12 protein-coding genes are annotated in these 15,731 nt (G+C 65.0%); 10 read left to right on the top strand and 2 right to left on the bottom strand.

Translation table 11 applies throughout. The features are described 5' to 3' along the window. Positions 1-30: 30 nt before the first annotated feature. Entirely contained in the window at positions 31-1,287 is a 1,257-nt protein-coding gene (gene icd / locus LOY42_RS16390; RefSeq protein ID WP_198755745.1) for an NADP-dependent isocitrate dehydrogenase, read from the bottom strand. 450 nt (positions 1,288-1,737) lie between these two features. On the opposite strand from icd, the gene LOY42_RS16395 reads away from it, so the two are divergent. The 7 genes from LOY42_RS16395 to LOY42_RS16425 all read left to right on the top strand — a co-directional run bounded on the left by LOY42_RS16395 (position 1,738) and on the right by LOY42_RS16425 (position 9,561). Next, the gene (locus LOY42_RS16395) at positions 1,738-3,963 is read left to right on the top strand and encodes an NADP-dependent isocitrate dehydrogenase (RefSeq protein WP_046856175.1); all 2,226 of its coding nucleotides are present in this window, start codon (positions 1,738-1,740) and stop codon (positions 3,961-3,963) included. Positions 3,964-4,123: 160 nt separating this feature from the next. Continuing rightward, a complete protein-coding gene (locus LOY42_RS16400; protein WP_102682652.1) occupies positions 4,124-4,564 on the top strand; it encodes an NUDIX hydrolase in 441 nt (146 codons plus the stop codon). 51 nt (positions 4,565-4,615) lie between these two features. Next, positions 4,616-5,740: a tRNA 2-thiouridine(34) synthase MnmA gene (mnmA, locus tag LOY42_RS16405; RefSeq protein WP_102682653.1), complete on the top strand. Its 1,125-nt coding sequence runs from the start codon at positions 4,616-4,618 to the stop codon at positions 5,738-5,740. Beyond that, on the top strand, positions 5,737-6,363 hold the full coding sequence (gene hflD / locus LOY42_RS16410) for a high frequency lysogenization protein HflD (RefSeq protein WP_102682654.1): 627 nt from the start codon (positions 5,737-5,739) through the stop codon (positions 6,361-6,363). Before mnmA ends, hflD begins: the two co-directional genes overlap by 4 nt. A gap of 152 nt (positions 6,364-6,515) precedes the next feature. Then, positions 6,516-7,886 carry an adenylosuccinate lyase gene (purB, locus tag LOY42_RS16415; RefSeq protein ID WP_046856178.1) on the top strand — a complete coding sequence of 457 codons (1,371 nt, stop codon included), beginning with the start codon at positions 6,516-6,518 and terminating at the stop codon, positions 7,884-7,886. 81 nt (positions 7,887-7,967) lie between these two features. Continuing rightward, positions 7,968-9,134 carry a cupin domain-containing protein gene (locus tag LOY42_RS16420; RefSeq protein WP_102682655.1) on the top strand — a complete coding sequence of 389 codons (1,167 nt, stop codon included), beginning with the start codon at positions 7,968-7,970 and terminating at the stop codon, positions 9,132-9,134. Continuing rightward, a complete protein-coding gene (locus tag LOY42_RS16425; RefSeq protein WP_102682656.1) occupies positions 9,127-9,561 on the top strand; it encodes a GNAT family N-acetyltransferase in 435 nt (144 codons plus the stop codon). The genes LOY42_RS16420 and LOY42_RS16425 overlap by 8 nt, the downstream gene beginning before the upstream one ends. A gap of 201 nt (positions 9,562-9,762) precedes the next feature. Here the strand turns inward: LOY42_RS16425 and LOY42_RS16430 are convergent, their stop codons facing one another. Further along, positions 9,763-11,613 (bottom strand): polyurethanase, encoded by a 1,851-nt coding sequence (locus LOY42_RS16430; protein WP_258598452.1) that lies wholly within the window; start codon positions 11,611-11,613, stop codon positions 9,763-9,765. A gap of 237 nt (positions 11,614-11,850) precedes the next feature. Between LOY42_RS16430 and LOY42_RS16435 the strand changes: the two genes are divergently transcribed. From LOY42_RS16435 to LOY42_RS16445, 3 genes are all read left to right on the top strand, one after another. Continuing rightward, positions 11,851-13,797 carry a DNA topoisomerase III gene (locus tag LOY42_RS16435; protein WP_258598454.1) on the top strand — a complete coding sequence of 649 codons (1,947 nt, stop codon included), beginning with the start codon at positions 11,851-11,853 and terminating at the stop codon, positions 13,795-13,797. A gap of 91 nt (positions 13,798-13,888) precedes the next feature. Then, positions 13,889-15,178 (top strand): FAD-binding oxidoreductase, encoded by a 1,290-nt coding sequence (locus LOY42_RS16440; protein WP_139671883.1) that lies wholly within the window; start codon positions 13,889-13,891, stop codon positions 15,176-15,178. After that, a complete protein-coding gene (locus tag LOY42_RS16445) occupies positions 15,171-15,722 on the top strand; it encodes a helix-turn-helix domain-containing protein (RefSeq protein WP_139671886.1) in 552 nt (183 codons plus the stop codon). The genes LOY42_RS16440 and LOY42_RS16445 overlap by 8 nt, the downstream gene beginning before the upstream one ends. Positions 15,723-15,731: the final 9 nt, after the last annotated feature.

Raw genomic sequence — 15,731 nt, forward strand, 5'->3', positions numbered from 1 at the left:
TTAAAGAGGCGACCGGTTTTTTTGCCACGCTTACATGTGCTTGATCAACGCCTCGCCAAAGCCCGAGCTGCCGACCAGGGTCGCGCCATCCATCAGGCGCTCGAAGTCGTAGGTCACGGTCTTGGCCGCAATGGCGCCATTGGTGCCCTTGATGATCAGGTCCGCCGCCTCGGTCCAGCCCATGTGCCGCAGCATCATCTCGGCCGACAGGATCACCGACCCTGGGTTGACCTGATCCTTGCCTGCGTACTTCGGCGCGGTACCGTGAGTGGCCTCGAACATGGCCACGGTGTCCGACAGGTTGGCCCCCGGCGCGATGCCGATACCGCCCACTTCCGCCGCCAGGGCGTCGGACAGGTAGTCACCATTGAGGTTGAGCGTGGCGATTACATCGTACTCGGCCGGGCGCAGCAGGATCTGCTGGAGCATGGCGTCGGCGATGGCATCCTTGACGATCACCTCGCGGCCGGTGCGCGGGTTCTTGAACTTCATCCACGGACCGCCATCGAGCAGTTCGGCGCCGAACTCGTCGCGGGCCACCTCATAGCCCCAGTCCTTGAAGGCACCTTCGGTGAACTTCATGATGTTGCCCTTGTGCACCAGGGTCAGCGACTTGCGGTCGTTATCCACGACATATTGCAGGGCCTTGCGCACCAGGCGCTTGGTGCCTTCCTTCGATACCGGCTTGACGCCGATGCCGCAGTCCTGGTCGAAGCGGATCTTGGTGACGCCCATCTCCTCCTTGAGAAACTTGATCACTTTGTTCGCCTCGGGCGAGCCGGCCTTCCACTCGATGCCGGCATAGATGTCCTCGGAGTTCTCGCGGAAGATCACCATGTCGACGTCGCCCGGCTTTTTCACCGGGCTCGGCACGCCCTGGAACCACACCACCGGACGCAGGCACACATACAGGTCGAGTTGCTGGCGCAACGCCACGTTCAACGAACGGATGCCGCCACCGACCGGCGTGGTCAGCGGCCCCTTGATCGACACCACATAGTCTTTCACCGCATCCAGGGTTTCCTGGGGCAGCCAGGTGTCCTGGTCATAGACCTGGGTGGCCTTCTCGCCAGCGTACACCTCCATCCAGGCGATCTTGCGCTTGCCGCCATAGGCCTTCTCCACGGCGGCATCCACCACCTTGATCATCACCGGCGAGACGTCCACGCCGATGCCGTCGCCTTCGATGTAGGGAATGATGGGTTTGTCGGGAACATTGAGCGAATGGTCTGCATTGACGGTGATCTTGGCACCATCGGTCGGAACCTTGATTTTCTGGTATCCCATGCTGCACTACTCCGCTTTTCCTGGGTGATTGGAAATCGTGCGATCCACTGAGCCTAAACCACATCCGCCGACCTGCAAGGCAGGAGCCCGCCAACACCGGCAAACAGCTGGCAAATGCATGCGGCAACACGCCACATTGCCCCTACGTCTTTGGTCTTATAAATGCGCTGATACCACTTCGCCTTGCTGATTAGCCCAAAGGGTTTGATATACTCCGGCGCGACCATAGGGTCATCGGGGCGAACCCTAGGAAAATGCGGCTCGCCCTTGGTCATGAATGGCCACAAAGCCTGGGTCGTTACCGCGGCCCAGCACTTGACGCTCGACTGATGCATCCACCATCACCGCTCGCAGCCTCTCGACTTTCCGCTCATGGCGTCGCCAGGGCGAAGCGCCTACCCTGCGCACCTCGAGACTCGAGTACGCTCAGCACATAGAGAGTTAACCCGCATGCCCACCCGTTCCAAGATCATCTACACCTTCACCGACGAAGCCCCCGCCCTCGCCACCTACTCGCTGCTGCCGATCGTCGAGGCCTTCACTGCCTCCGCCGACATCGCCGTCGAAACCCGCGACATCTCCCTGGCCGGCCGTATCCTCGCCGCCTTCCCGGAGCAACTGGGCGCCGAGAAGCAGGTAGGCGATCACCTGGCGGAACTGGGCCAGCTGGCCACCACCCCTGAAGCCAACATCATCAAGCTGCCGAATATTTCCGCTTCGGTTCCACAGCTGAAGGCCGCGATCAAGGAGCTGCAAGCCAAGGGCTTCAACATCCCCGACTACGCCGACGAGCCGGCCAGCGCCGAAGAGAAAGAATCGCGCGCCCGCTACGACCGCATCAAGGGCAGCGCCGTGAACCCGGTCCTGCGCGAAGGCAACTCCGACCGCCGCGCGCCGCTGTCGGTCAAGAACTACGCCCGCAAGCACCCACACAAGATGGGCGCCTGGGCCGCCGACTCCAAGTCGCACGTTGCCCACATGACCCAGGGCGATTTCTACGGCAGCGAGAAGGCCGCGCTGATCGAGGCTGACGACAGCCTGCGCATCGAGCTGGTCGGCAAGGACGGCAGCACCACCGTGCTGAAAGAAAAGACCGCCGTCAAAGCCGCCGAAGTGATCGACTGCGCCACCATGAGCCGCAAGGCCCTCAAAGCCTTCATCGCCGAGCAGATCGCCGATGCCAAGGCCTCCGGCGTGCTGCTGTCGGTGCACCTGAAAGCCACCATGATGAAGGTTTCCGACCCGATCATGTTCGGCGTGATCGTCGAAGAGTTCTACAACGACGTGCTCGCCAAGCACGCCGCCGCGCTGGCCGAAGTGGGCTTCAACGCCAACAACGGCATCGGCGACCTGTACGCCCGCATCAAGGACCTGCCTGCTGAAAAGCAAGCCGAGATCGAAGCCGATATCCAGGCCCTGTACGCCGTTCGCCCGGCCCTGGCCATGGTCAACTCGGACAAGGGCATCACCAACCTGCACGTACCGAGCGACGTCATCGTCGACGCCTCGATGCCGGCGATGATCCGCGACTCGGGCAAGATGTGGAACACCGCAGGTGAGCTGCAGGACGCCAAGGCCGTGATCCCGGACCGCTGCTACGCCGGCATCTACCAGGCTACCATCGAAGACTGCAAGGCCAACGGCGCCTTCGACCCGACCACCATGGGCAGCGTGCCGAACGTTGGCCTGATGGCGCAGAAAGCCGAAGAGTACGGCTCCCACGACAAGACCTTCCAGATCAAGGCCGACGGCGTCGTGCGCGTGGTCGACGGCAAGGGCAAGGTCGTCCTGGAGCAGAACGTCGAAGCCGGTGACATCTTCCGCATGTGCCAGACCAAGGACGCGCCGATCCAGGACTGGGTCAAGCTGGCCGTCAACCGTGCCCGCCTGAGCAACACCCCGGCGGTGTTCTGGCTGGACCCGGCCCGCGCCCACGACGGCGTGATGATCGAGAAGGTGCAGCAGTACCTGAAGGACCACGACACCGCCGGCCTGGATATCCGCATCCTGGCCCCGGTCGACGCCATCAAGTTCTCCCTGGCCCGCATCCGCGAAGGCAAGGACACCATCTCGGTGACCGGCAACGTGCTGCGCGACTACCTGACCGACCTGTTCCCGATCATGGAGCTGGGCACCAGCGCCAAGATGCTGTCGATCGTGCCGCTGATGAACGGCGGTGGCCTGTTCGAGACCGGCGCCGGTGGTTCGGCACCGAAGCACGTGCAGCAGCTGGTTGAAGAGAACTTCCTGCGTTGGGACTCGCTGGGTGAATTCCTGGCCCTGGCCGCTTCCCTGGAGCACCTGGGCAACACCTACGACAACCCGCGCGCCAAGGTCCTGGCCAACACCCTGGACCAGGCCACCGGCAAGTTCCTCGACACCAACAAGTCGCCTTCGCGCAAGGTTGGCGGTATCGACAACCGTGGCAGCCACTTCTACCTGACCCTGTACTGGGCAGAAGCACTGGCCGCCCAGTCCGATGACGCCGCCCTGCAGGCGCGCTTCGCCCCGCTGGCCAAGACCCTGAGCGAGAACGAAGCGACCATCGTCGCCGAGCTCAACGCTGTCCAGGGCAAGCCGGCCGACATCGGTGGCTACTACGCCCCGGATGCCGAGCTGACCGCCAAGGTGATGCGCCCAAGCCAGACCCTGAACAGCGCCATTGCAGCACTGTAAGGTTCGCTTGAAGTAACAGCACAAACCCCGGCCACGCACCGGGGTTTGTGCTTTTTCAGCCGCAAGTTTCAAGCTGCAAGGCATAAGCCAAAGCGGTCCGCGTACTGCTTCTACTTGTGGTTTGCAGCTTGAAACTTGCTACTTAGGGAGAGAATCGACCGTGTCTTGGCAACCCCACATCACTGTCGCCACCGTCGTCGAACACGAGGGCAAGTTCCTCTTCGTCGAGGAGTTCAAGGCCGGCCGGCATGTCTTCAACCAGCCCGCCGGCCACCTCGAAGCCAATGAAACCATCACCCAGGCCGCCCTGCGCGAAACCCTCGAGGAAACCGCCTGGGAAGTCGAGCTCACCGGCGTGGTCGGCATCTACCTATATACCGCCCCCAGCAACGGCGTCACCTACCAGCGCATCTGCTTCGCCGCCCGCCCCGTGCGCCACCACCAAGGCCGCGCACTGGACAGCGACATCGTCCGCGCCGCATGGCTGACCCGCGACGAACTGCTGGCCGAGCCGTCGCGCTGGCGCAGCGAGCTGGTGCCGCGCTGCCTCGACGACTACCTCAAAGGCCCGCTGCACAGCCTTGACCTGCTGCGCGACTGACGCCGGTTTGATAGAATCGGCGTTTTTCCCCTCTGATACACATCGGTAGCCATGACCAGCCCAGCACTCAAAGACCCCGCCAAGACCCGCGTCATCGTCGGCATGTCCGGCGGCGTGGACTCTTCCGTCTCCGCCCTTCTGCTCATGGAGCAGGGCTACCAGGTGGAAGGTCTGTTCATGAAGAACTGGGAAGAGGACGACGGCACCGAATACTGCACCGCCCGCGAAGACCTGGCCGACGCCCAGGCCGTGTGCGACCGCATCGGCATCAAGCTGCACACCGCCAACTTCGCCGCCGAGTACTGGGACAACGTGTTCGAGCACTTCCTCGAGGAGTACAAAGCCGGCCGCACGCCGAACCCGGACATCCTCTGCAACCGCGAAATCAAGTTCAAGGCCTTCCTCGACTACGCCCTATCCCTGGGCGCCGACCTGATCGCCACCGGCCACTATGTGCGCCGCCGCGACACTGGCGAGCTGACCGAGCTGCTCAAGGGCCTGGACCCGAACAAGGACCAGAGCTACTTCCTGCACGCCGTCGGCGGCAAGGAAATCGCCCGCACCCTGTTCCCGGTAGGCGAACTGGAGAAACCCGAGGTACGCGCCATCGCCGAGAAACACGGCCTGGCCACGGCCAAGAAGAAGGACTCCACCGGTATCTGCTTCATCGGCGAGCGCCGTTTCAGCGACTTCCTCAAGCAGTACCTGCCGGCCCAGCCGGGCGAGATCCAGACCACCGAGGGTGAAGTGATCGGCCAGCACCACGGCCTGATGTACCACACCATCGGCCAGCGCCAGGGCCTGGGCATCGGCGGCCTGAAGGACGCCAGCGACGAGCCGTGGTACGTGCTGGAAAAAGACCTCACGCGCAATGTGCTGGTGGTCGGCCAGGGCAATGAGCATCCGTGGCTGTTCTCCCGCGCCCTGCTGGCCTCGGAAATTTTCTGGGTAAACCCGATCGACCTGTCCAGCCCGCGCAAGCTCACCGCCAAGGTGCGCTACCGCCAGGGCGACCAGCAGTGCACGCTGGAGCAGACCGCCAGCGGCTACCGCGCAGTGTTCGACGAGCCGCAGCGCGCTGTCACCCCGGGCCAGTCGGTGGTGTTCTACGACGGCGAGGTATGCCTGGGCGGCGGCGTGATCGAAATCGCCGAGCCATGGAGCCCGCGCCCATGAACAACCTCCAGGAGCAACTGATTGCCCTGGGCGGCGTGTTCCAGGCCGCCGTGTTGGTGGACCGTATCGCCCGCACCGGCCAGGCCAGCGAAGCCAATATCGGCTGCATGCTCGGCAGCCTGCTGGTGGTCGACCCCAAGGACACCCTGGAAGTGTTCGGCGGCGACGACCTCAACCTGCGCGACGGTTACCGGGCACTGGTCGGCGCCCTGGAGCGCGACCCCAGCAGCCTGCAACGCGAGCCGCTGCGCTACGCCCTGTCGATGCTGGGCCTTGAGCGCCAACTGAACAAGCGTGGCGACCTGCTCGACACAATCGGCAACCGCCTGCCGCAGATCCAGTCCCAGGCCGAGCATTTCGGCCTGGTTCATGAAAACGTCATCGCCTCCAGCGGCGCCTTGTACCAGGACACCCTGAGCACCCTGCGCCAACGTATCCAGGTGCACGGCGACATGCGCTTCCTGCAGCAGGCCAGCAACGCCTCGAAGATCCGTGCCCTGCTGCTGGCCGGCATCCGCGCCGCACGCCTGTGGCGCCAGCTGGGCGGACATCGCTGGCAGCTGGTGTTCAGCCGGCGCAAGCTGCTCAACGAGCTGTACGGCATGATGCGTACCGCCGATTGAAATGAACCGCGGGAGCGGCGGTGCGCCGCCGCTCCCGCGCCAGCCACCACACGCTTCGAAATGGCCCGACCTTTGGTCAGCCACCCGACCCGGGCGCGTTTTTCATGTATGATATGCGCCCTTCCAAAAGCCTGACTGTCCGAGAACACCCCATGCAGCTCTCCTCGCTCACTGCGGTTTCCCCTGTAGACGGCCGTTATGCCGGCAAAACCCAGGCCCTGCGCCCCATTTTCAGCGAATTCGGCCTGATCCGTTTCCGCGCCCTGGTCGAAGTGCGCTGGCTGCAGCGCCTGGCCGCCCACCCGCAGATCGGCGAAGTGCCGGCGTTCTCCGCCGAAGCCAACGCCGTGCTGGACAGCCTGGCCACCGACTTCAAGCTCGAGCACGCCGAACGCGTCAAGGAAATCGAGCGCACCACCAACCACGACGTCAAGGCCATCGAGTACCTGCTCAAGGAGCAGGCCGCGCAGTTGCCTGAGTTGGCCAAGGTCAGCGAGTTCATCCACTTCGCCTGCACCAGCGAGGACATCAACAACCTGTCCCACGCCCTGATGCTGCGCGCCGGCCGTGACGAAGTGCTGCTGCCGCTGATGCGTCAGATCGCCGAAGCGATCCGCACCCTGGCCCACACCCACGCCGCCGTGCCGATGCTCTCGCGCACCCATGGCCAGCCAGCCTCGCCGACCACCCTGGGCAAGGAACTGGCCAACGTCGTCTACCGCCTGGAGCGCCAGATCGCGCAAGTGGCCGCCGTGCCGCTGCTGGGCAAGATCAACGGCGCCGTGGGCAACTACAACGCCCACCTGTCGGCCTACTCGCAGATCGACTGGGAAGCCAACGCCCGCGCCTTCATCGAAGACGAGCTGGGCCTGGTGTTCAACCCCTACACCACCCAGATCGAGCCGCACGACTACATTGCCGAGCTGTTCGACGCCATCGCCCGCTTCAACACCATCCTCATCGACTTCGACCGCGACGTCTGGGGCTACATCTCGCTGGGCTACTTCAAGCAGAAGACCGTTGCCGGCGAAATCGGCTCCTCGACCATGCCGCACAAGGTCAACCCGATCGACTTCGAGAACTCCGAAGGCAACCTGGGTATCGCCAATGCGCTGTTCCAGCACCTGGCCAGCAAGCTGCCGATCTCGCGCTGGCAGCGTGACCTGACCGACTCCACCGTGCTGCGCAACCTGGGCGTGGGCTTCGCCCACAGCGTCATCGCCTACGAGGCCAGCCTCAAGGGCATCGGCAAGCTGGAAGTCAACGAAGCCCGTATCGCCGCTGACCTGGACGCCTGCTGGGAAGTCCTGGCCGAGCCGATCCAGACCGTGATGCGCCGCTTCAATATCGAGAACCCCTACGAGAAGCTCAAGGAGCTGACCCGTGGCAAGGGCATCACCCCTGACGCGCTGCTGACCTTCATCGACGGCCTGGACATGCCGGCCGAAGCCAAGGCCGAGCTCAAGCAGCTGACCCCGGCGACCTACATCGGCAACGCGGTGGCCCAGGCCAAACGCATCTAAGCTGACCGTCGCGTGCAACGCCCGGCCTGGCCGGGCGTTTTTATTCCCGTACGAAAATTACGTTTTTTCAATAGGTTGAACATGAATTCTGATACTCCACTGCAACTGCTGGGCGGCCTCACGGCCCGTGAATTCCTGCGCGACTACTGGCAGAAGAAGCCGCTGCTGGTACGTCAGGCCTTCCCTGACTTCGTCAGCCCCATCGACGCCGACGAGCTGGCCGGCCTGGCCCTGGAAGAAGAAGTCGAGTCGCGTCTGGTGCTCGAGCACGGCGAGCGCCCGTGGGAGCTGCGCCGCGGCCCGTTCGCCGAGGACGCTTTCAGCGACCTGCCCGAGCGTGACTGGACCCTGTTGGTGCAGGCCGTGGACCAATTCGTGCCGGAAGTGGCCGAGCTGCTGGAAGAGTTCCGCTTCCTGCCGAGCTGGCGCATCGACGACGTGATGATCAGCTATGCCGCGCCCGGCGGCAGCGTCGGCCCGCACTTCGACAACTACGATGTGTTCCTGCTGCAAGGCGACGGCACGCGCAACTGGAAAGTCGGGCAGATGTGCAACAGCGACAGCGCGCTGATCGACCACGCAGACCTGCGCATCCTCGCTGATTTCGAGCAGAGCGACGAGTGGACCCTCGAACCCGGCGACATGCTCTACCTGCCGCCGCGCCTGGCCCACTACGGCGTCGCCGAGAGTGAGTGCCTGACTTACTCGGTCGGTTTCCGCGCCCCGAGCGCCGCCGAAGTGCTGACCCACTTCACCGACTTCCTCGGCCAGTTCCTGCCGGATGAAGAGCGCTACAGCGATGCCGATGCCCAGCCGGTCAGCGACCCGCACCAGATCCAGCACGATGCCCTCGACCGCCTCAAGGCGCTGATCGACAAGCATATGTCCGACAAGGACCTGCTGCTGACCTGGTTCGGCCAGTTCATGACCGAGCCTCGCTATCCTGAGCAGGTGGTGGGCGAAGAGCTCAGCGAACAGGAGCTGCTCGACTATCTCGGCCAGGGCGCCATCCTGATTCGCAACCCGAGTGCACGCCTGGCCTGGTCGGAGTTCGGTGACGACCTGCTGCTGTTCGCCAGCGGTCGCAGCTGCCCGCTGCCAGGCAAACTGCGCGAACTGCTGAAGCTGATCTGCTCCGCCGACGCCCTGCACAGCGAAAACCTGGGGCAGTGGCTGCAGGACGAAGACGGCCTGATGCTGGTACAACAGCTGGTCATGCAAGGCAGCCTGGGATTTGCCGATGAATAAGATCAGTGTTCGACTGGCCGACTGGTACAAGGACAATGCCGACATCCACCGCATCCGCAGCGCCGTGTTCGTTGCCGAGCAGCACGTGCCGCCAGAGCTGGAGTTCGACGCCGAAGACCCAACCGCCGTGCACTTCCTGGCCATGGAGGGCGACTACCCGATCGGTACCGCCCGCCTGCTGCCCGACGGCACCATCGGCCGGGTTTCGGTGCTCAAGGACTGGCGTGGCTTGCACGTGGGCGATGCGCTCATGCGTGCGGTGATCATCGAGGCGCAGAACCGTGACCTCAGCCAGCAGATGCTCAGCGCCCAGGTGCATGCAACGCCGTTCTACGAGCGTCTGGGGTTCCGCGTGGTCAGCGAGGAATTCCTCGAGGCCGGCATCCCGCATGTGGACATGGTTCGGGATTCGCGCGAGATCGCCTGAGCAACGGGCCGGCTAGCGCCAGCCATCGCCGGCAAGCCGGCTCCCACACCGACCGCGCCGCTCTCAAGCCAAGCGCCGTCCCTGTGGGAGCTGGCTTGCCAGCGATGAGGCCCTTACAAACAGCACAAGACAATTGCTCCCACGAACAGCGCTTTGCCTGAGGGAGCCAGCTTGTCGTGCCGACGAACAGCAGCCCCAGGATCAGGCAATCACGATCTGCCCATCCCCAACGCCCTGCCCCGCAATCCCCACCAGCGTCACGCTGTCCCCGCCGAACTTCAGCACCAGGTCATCCCCCACCTGGCTGGCATGGGCACGCCAGTCCGGCGCGGCGGTGCCGCCGTCCACGCCAATGAACACCAGTCGATCCTGGCCGGAGAAGTCCAGCACCCGGTCCTGGCCGAAATGGCCGCTGAACAGGAAGGTGTCGCCCCCCCCGCCGCCCATCAGCACATCGTTGCCCGTGCCACCGACCAGCACGTCATTGCCGGCGCCACCCTGCAGCCGGTCGTCACCGCCCAGACCGAACAGCCACTGCCCCTGGTTGCCCGCCACCAGCTGGTCGCCTGCCTGAGTGCCGTTGAGCGAGGACGCGTAGGGGGCGATCTTGCCGCTTTCGAACAGCCCCTGCACCGCCACCCCGTGACTGACTTCCTTGCTGAAGATCAGCAGGCTCGACTCTTTGCTCACCAAGCTCTCGACATTGCGCACCAGGCTGATGCCGCCCTCGGCGTCACGCACGTACAGCGTGCCTTCGCTATCCCGGACGATGCTCAGGTTGGCCAAGGCATCCTGCAGCTTCAGGGTGTCATGGCCGGCGCCACCGTCGATCAGGTTGAAACCGCCGTCATCGCGGAAGGTATCGTTGCCGGCCCGACCTTCGAGGTAGTCGTTGCCGCGCCCGCCATGGATCAGGTCGTCCTTGTCCGAGCCGATGATGAACGTGCTGCCCTTGTGCGGCTCGGCATTGCGGTTGAGATCCTCGACCCAGGTCGAGCCACGGGTCACGTCCGACAGGTTGCTGACCAGGATGGTCGAGTCGCGGCTGGTCCACTGATAGAAGGACGAATCCAGCACACGCCCAAGGCCATCGGTGTAGGCCGTCGGCAGGTGCGACAGCCAGGTGGCGATGTTGCCGATGGAGAACGGCAGCAGGTTCCAGGCGTCGGACGCGTAGTGGTCATTGAAGTTGACGATATTGTTGGTGGCCGAGGCCTTGGCGCCGTCGTGCACGCCCAGGGTGCCCCAGGTCGCCGAGGTGCCATCGAGCGCGCGGAACACCGGGTCGTTCTCGTAGCCGATATTGAGCACCTTGTTGGCGTCGGCAGCCTGGGTCGGTGAGGCGAAGGCGACGTAGCGCGCATCCTGGTAGAAGCCGCCCCAGCGCGAACCGCTCAGGTCGGCCAGGCTGTTGACCGCCAGGCCACCAAGGCTGTGGCCGCTGACGGTGATATCCGCGCCGCTCAGGCCGTTGGCCTTGGCAAAGGCCGCGACATCGGCGAGCAGCTGCCCGAATGCGTTACCGGCGTAATCACGGGCATAGCCTGCCGGGCCGATCGCCGCCAGCAGGTCGTTGATGGCGTCACCGATGGTGTCGCCCAGCAGGTTCTCACGCGGACCGCTGGTGCCGCGAAAAGCGATGCCGATGCCGCTGAGCTGGCCGGCGGCATCGTAGCGGCCGAGGATCTCCACCTGCGCCGAGGTGTAACCCTGCGCTTCGCCATGGAAGGTGCCGCGGGCGTCGGCCTTGCCCTGGTAGCCCAGTTGCGCGGCGCTGATCGGCGACCAGCCGGCGGCCTTCACCTGGGCCAGGGCCCTGGCTTCGGCGTCCGGGTTCCAGGGGATGCCGGGGATCACACCCTGGCTGTCGGTACCGCCGATCAGTGCCTTGACCAGCGTGGCCGGCAGACCTAGACCGAAGCCGTACTTCTGGTAGCCGGCGCCAAAGCCATCGTCGATGCCATGGTAGGCGTAGGTGGCCAGCGCCATGGCGTCCTTGTAAAGCGCAGAGGAGGCAGTGCTGTCGAGCTGTCGGTAATCGAATACGGGCATTGGTTTACATCCCTGTTGTTCTTGTAGGAAGGACACCCCAGCGACATCGTCCGGTGACACGACTGACGGGCGAAAGGCAAAGCTGGCACGCATTTGCCACCTCGTCCAACCCGAAGGGATGACGTCCCTGCCAAAGATGCGGGCAAAAAACCTGTACATACATACAGATAAAACTTGCCTGCGCGCCCTGGCTTGCGCATCCTAGGGGCCAACTTTCACGATGAAGCGTTTTCGGCCATGCGCCTCTTTCTCTGCGAAAAGCCCTCCCAGGCAAAAGACATCGCCAAGGTCCTCGGCGCCCAGCGCCGCGGCGATGGCTGCTGGCAGGGCACCGATGTCTGCGTGACCTGGTGCATCGGCCACCTGCTGGAGACCGCCCCGCCGGACAGCTACGACGAGCGCTACAAACGCTGGACCCTCGAAGACCTGCCGATCATCCCGCAAAAGTGGAAGATGACCGTCAAGCCCAAGACCGCCAGCCAGTACAAGGCAGTCAAGCGTCTGCTGGGCGAAGCCCGGGAACTGGTGATCGCCACCGATGCCGACCGCGAGGGCGAGATGATTGCCCGCGAACTGGTCGAGCACTGCCGTTACGGCGGGCCGATCCAGCGCCTGTGGCTGTCGGCGCTGGACGATGCCTCGATCCGCAAGGCGCTCGGGCGCCTGCTGCCCGGCCAGGAGACCTTCAGCCTCTACCATTCGGCCCTGGGCCGCTCGCGGGCCGACTGGCTGATCGGCATGAACATGAGCCGCCTGTTCACCCTGCTCGGCCGCCAGTCCGGCTACCAGGGCGTACTGCCAGTGGGCCGGGTGCAGACCCCGACACTGCGCCTGGTGGTGGACCGCGACCGCAGCATCGCCGACTTCGTGCCCATGCCGTTCTGGGCCATCGACGTGCAACTGGAAAGCGCGGGCGCCGTGTTCAACGCCCAGTGGCGCGCCCCCGGGGACGCCTGCGACGATCAGGGCCGCTGCCTGAAGCAGGACATGGCGCAACAAGCCGCGGCCGACATGCAGGCCGCAGGTAGCGCCCGGGTGCTGAAGATCGCCACCGAACGGGTTCGCGAGGCCGCGCCGCTGCCCTTCGACCTCGGCACCCTGCAGGAGGTGTGCTCGAAGAAGCTCGGCCTCGGCGCCCAGGAAACCCTGGATATCGCCCAAGCCCTGTACGAGACCCACAAGCTCATCACCTACCCGCGCAGCGACAGCGGTTATCTGCCCCTCAGCCAGCATGGCGAGGCACCTGCCATACTCGCAGCCTTGCATCGCGCCGACAGCAGCCTCGCGCCACTGCGGGATTACCTGGACCCACAGCGCCGTTCGCGGGCGTGGAACGACCAGAAGGTCAGCGCCCACCACGGCATCATCCCCACCGCCGCCGCCAGTGACCCGGCGCGCCTGCCACCCAAGTACAAGGCGGTGTATACCCTGATCCGCGCCCGCTACCTGGCGCAGTTCCTGCCCAACCACGAGTACGACCGCACCCAGGCCGAGTTCGATTGTGCCGGCCATGCGCTACGCGCGGTGGGCAAGCAGATTGTTGAGCCCGGCTGGCGCCGTGCGCTGCCCGAGGCATTGACTCCGGCCAAGGGTCGCGAGGCGCCACCGGCCCAGGTGCTGCCGGCGTTGCGCGAAGGCCAGGACTGCACCGTGCGGGACCTGCAACTGAAAGACCTGTGGACCCAGCCACCCAAGCCTTTCACCGAAGGCGACCTGATCAAGGCGATGAAAAACGTCGCCAAGCTGGTGGACGACCCCAGGCTCAAGCAGAAGCTCAAGGAAACCACCGGCATCGGAACCGAGGCGACTCGCGCCAGCATCATCCAGGGCTTGCTCGACCGTGGCTACCTGGTCAAGAACGGCAAGGCCCTCGCGGCCACACCCGCCGCCTTCAGCCTGATCGACGCCGTGCCCCGGGCCATCGCCGACCCCGGCACCACGGCGATCTGGGAACAGGCGCTGGACATGGTGCAGAGCGGGGAAATGAGCCTGGAGGAGTTCGTCGCCCGGCAATCGGCGTGGATGGGCAAGCTGGTGCAACGTTGCAGCGGCATGCGCCTGACCATCAGCGGGCCGGCGGCGGGCAAGGCTGCGACGCCATGGAAAAAGAAGCGTAAAAGCGCGGCCAAGGGCAAAGCCGCAGCCAGCAAACCCCGGCAGACGCGCCGCAAGGCGGCGACCTAACGCCTCGCGAGGGCATCCCCGACTGGCGCCATGAAAATCCTCTGCTATTTTTTCATGAAAATAATCAGAAAAAATTTCACGAGGCCCCGACATGTTCAAGCAATCCGCCCAGCACGTCGCCAGCTACTACGCCCGCACCTACCCCGCCACTATCCCCTTGCGCCCCACCCTACAGGGCGCCCACGACACCGACGTCCTGATCGTCGGTGCCGGCTTCAGCGGCCTGCATACGGCCTTGCGCCTGGCATTGGCCGGCCAGCGCGTCACCCTGCTGGAAGCCAGCCGGGTGGCCTGGGCCGCCTCGGGCCGCAACGGTGGCCAGGCACTGCCGGGCTGGTCGTGCGACATGCCCCCGTTGGAGCGAGCCCTGGGCCTGGAGCGCAGCCGGCGCCTCTGGGACAGCATGTGCTGGGCCGCCCGCGAGCTGCACGAACTGCCCCAGCGCCATGGCTTCGACGTCGATTATCGCCTGGGAAGCCTGTGGACCGCCGTGTTGCCGCGCCGCGTAAAACTGCTGGAGGAGGCCCGGCGTGAAGCACAGGAGAAGTTCGACTACGACTGCCTGCGCCTGATCGGCCGCGAGGAACTGCCCGAGTGGATCGACAGCCCCCGCTACCAGGCCGCGCTGTACGATCCCAATGGCGCCCACCTCAACCCGCTGAAGCTGGCCCAGGGCCTGGCCGGCGTGATCGAAGCGAACGGCGGGCGGATCTACGAGCAGAGCCAGGTGATCGATTACCAGGAACACGCCGGCGGCTTCGTCGCCCGCACCGATCAGGGCGAGGTGCGCAGCCGCGTAATGGTGCTCGCCTGCAACGCCTACATCGACCGCCTCGACCGCGCGCTCTCGCGTCGCCTGCTGCCGGTGGGCTCCTACCAGGTGGCCACGGCGCCGCTGGACGCCGACTTCGCCGCCTCGCTGCTGCCGCGCAACAGCTGCGTGATCGACAACCAGTTCGTCCCCGACTATTTCCGCCTCACCCCCGACCACCGTCTGCTGTTCGGCGGTGGCTGCACGTACCTCGGTGGTATCCCCAAGGACGTCGCCGGCGCCACCCGGCCGTACCTGGAGCGGGTGTTCCCACAATTGCGAGGGGTAGCCATCGAGCATGCCTGGGGCGGCCACATCGATTGCAGCATCCAGCGCACGCCGGATATCGGTCGCCAAGGCCAACGTTACTGGCTGCAGGGTTTTTCCGGCCACGGCGTACTGCCGACCCTGGCTGGTGCACGCGCGGTCAGCGACGCAATCCTCGGTGACGACGAGCTGCTGAAGCTGTACCAGGCCATCGACAATGGCCGTTTCCCAGGCGGCGACCTGCTGGCCGCGCCGCTGGAAGCGGCTGCGAAGGCCTGGTACAGGATGCGCGATCATGTCTGACGATACCCACGCCCTCGCCCGTCAGGTGCGCGACCTGCGCAAGCACCGCGGCCTGACCCTTGACGAGCTGGCAACTCGGGTCAACCGCTCGCTGGGCTTCCTCTCCCAGGTCGAACGCGGCCTGTCGCGGCCCACGGTGGCTGACCTGACCGCCATCAGCGAAGCGCTGCACGTGCCTACCACCTATTTCTACCAGGCCGTGCCGCCCCGAGAGATCGACTGGGTGACCCGCCCCGACGAGCGGCGCACCCTGTACTACGCCGCCGGGATCACCGACGTGTTGGTCTCGCCGACGCTAAGTGGCCGCTTCGCCATGCTCGAAAGCCACCTGGCGCCCGGCGCCAGCAGTGGCGAGGGGCATCTGGACGACAGCTCGGAACAAGGCGGTTTCGTCCTTGAGGGCGAGCTGACCTTGTGGCTCGAAGGCCAGGACGGCGCCGTCACCCTGATCCCCAACGACAGCTTCCAGCTGCCACCCCACAGCCAGTTCCGCTACGCCAACCTGACCGCCCGAACGACCCGGGTTCTCTGGGTCTTCCGTTGAGAGCATGCC

The sequence above is a fragment of the Pseudomonas sp. B21-023 genome (assembly GCF_024749165.1).
Taxonomy (GTDB): domain Bacteria; phylum Pseudomonadota; class Gammaproteobacteria; order Pseudomonadales; family Pseudomonadaceae; genus Aquipseudomonas.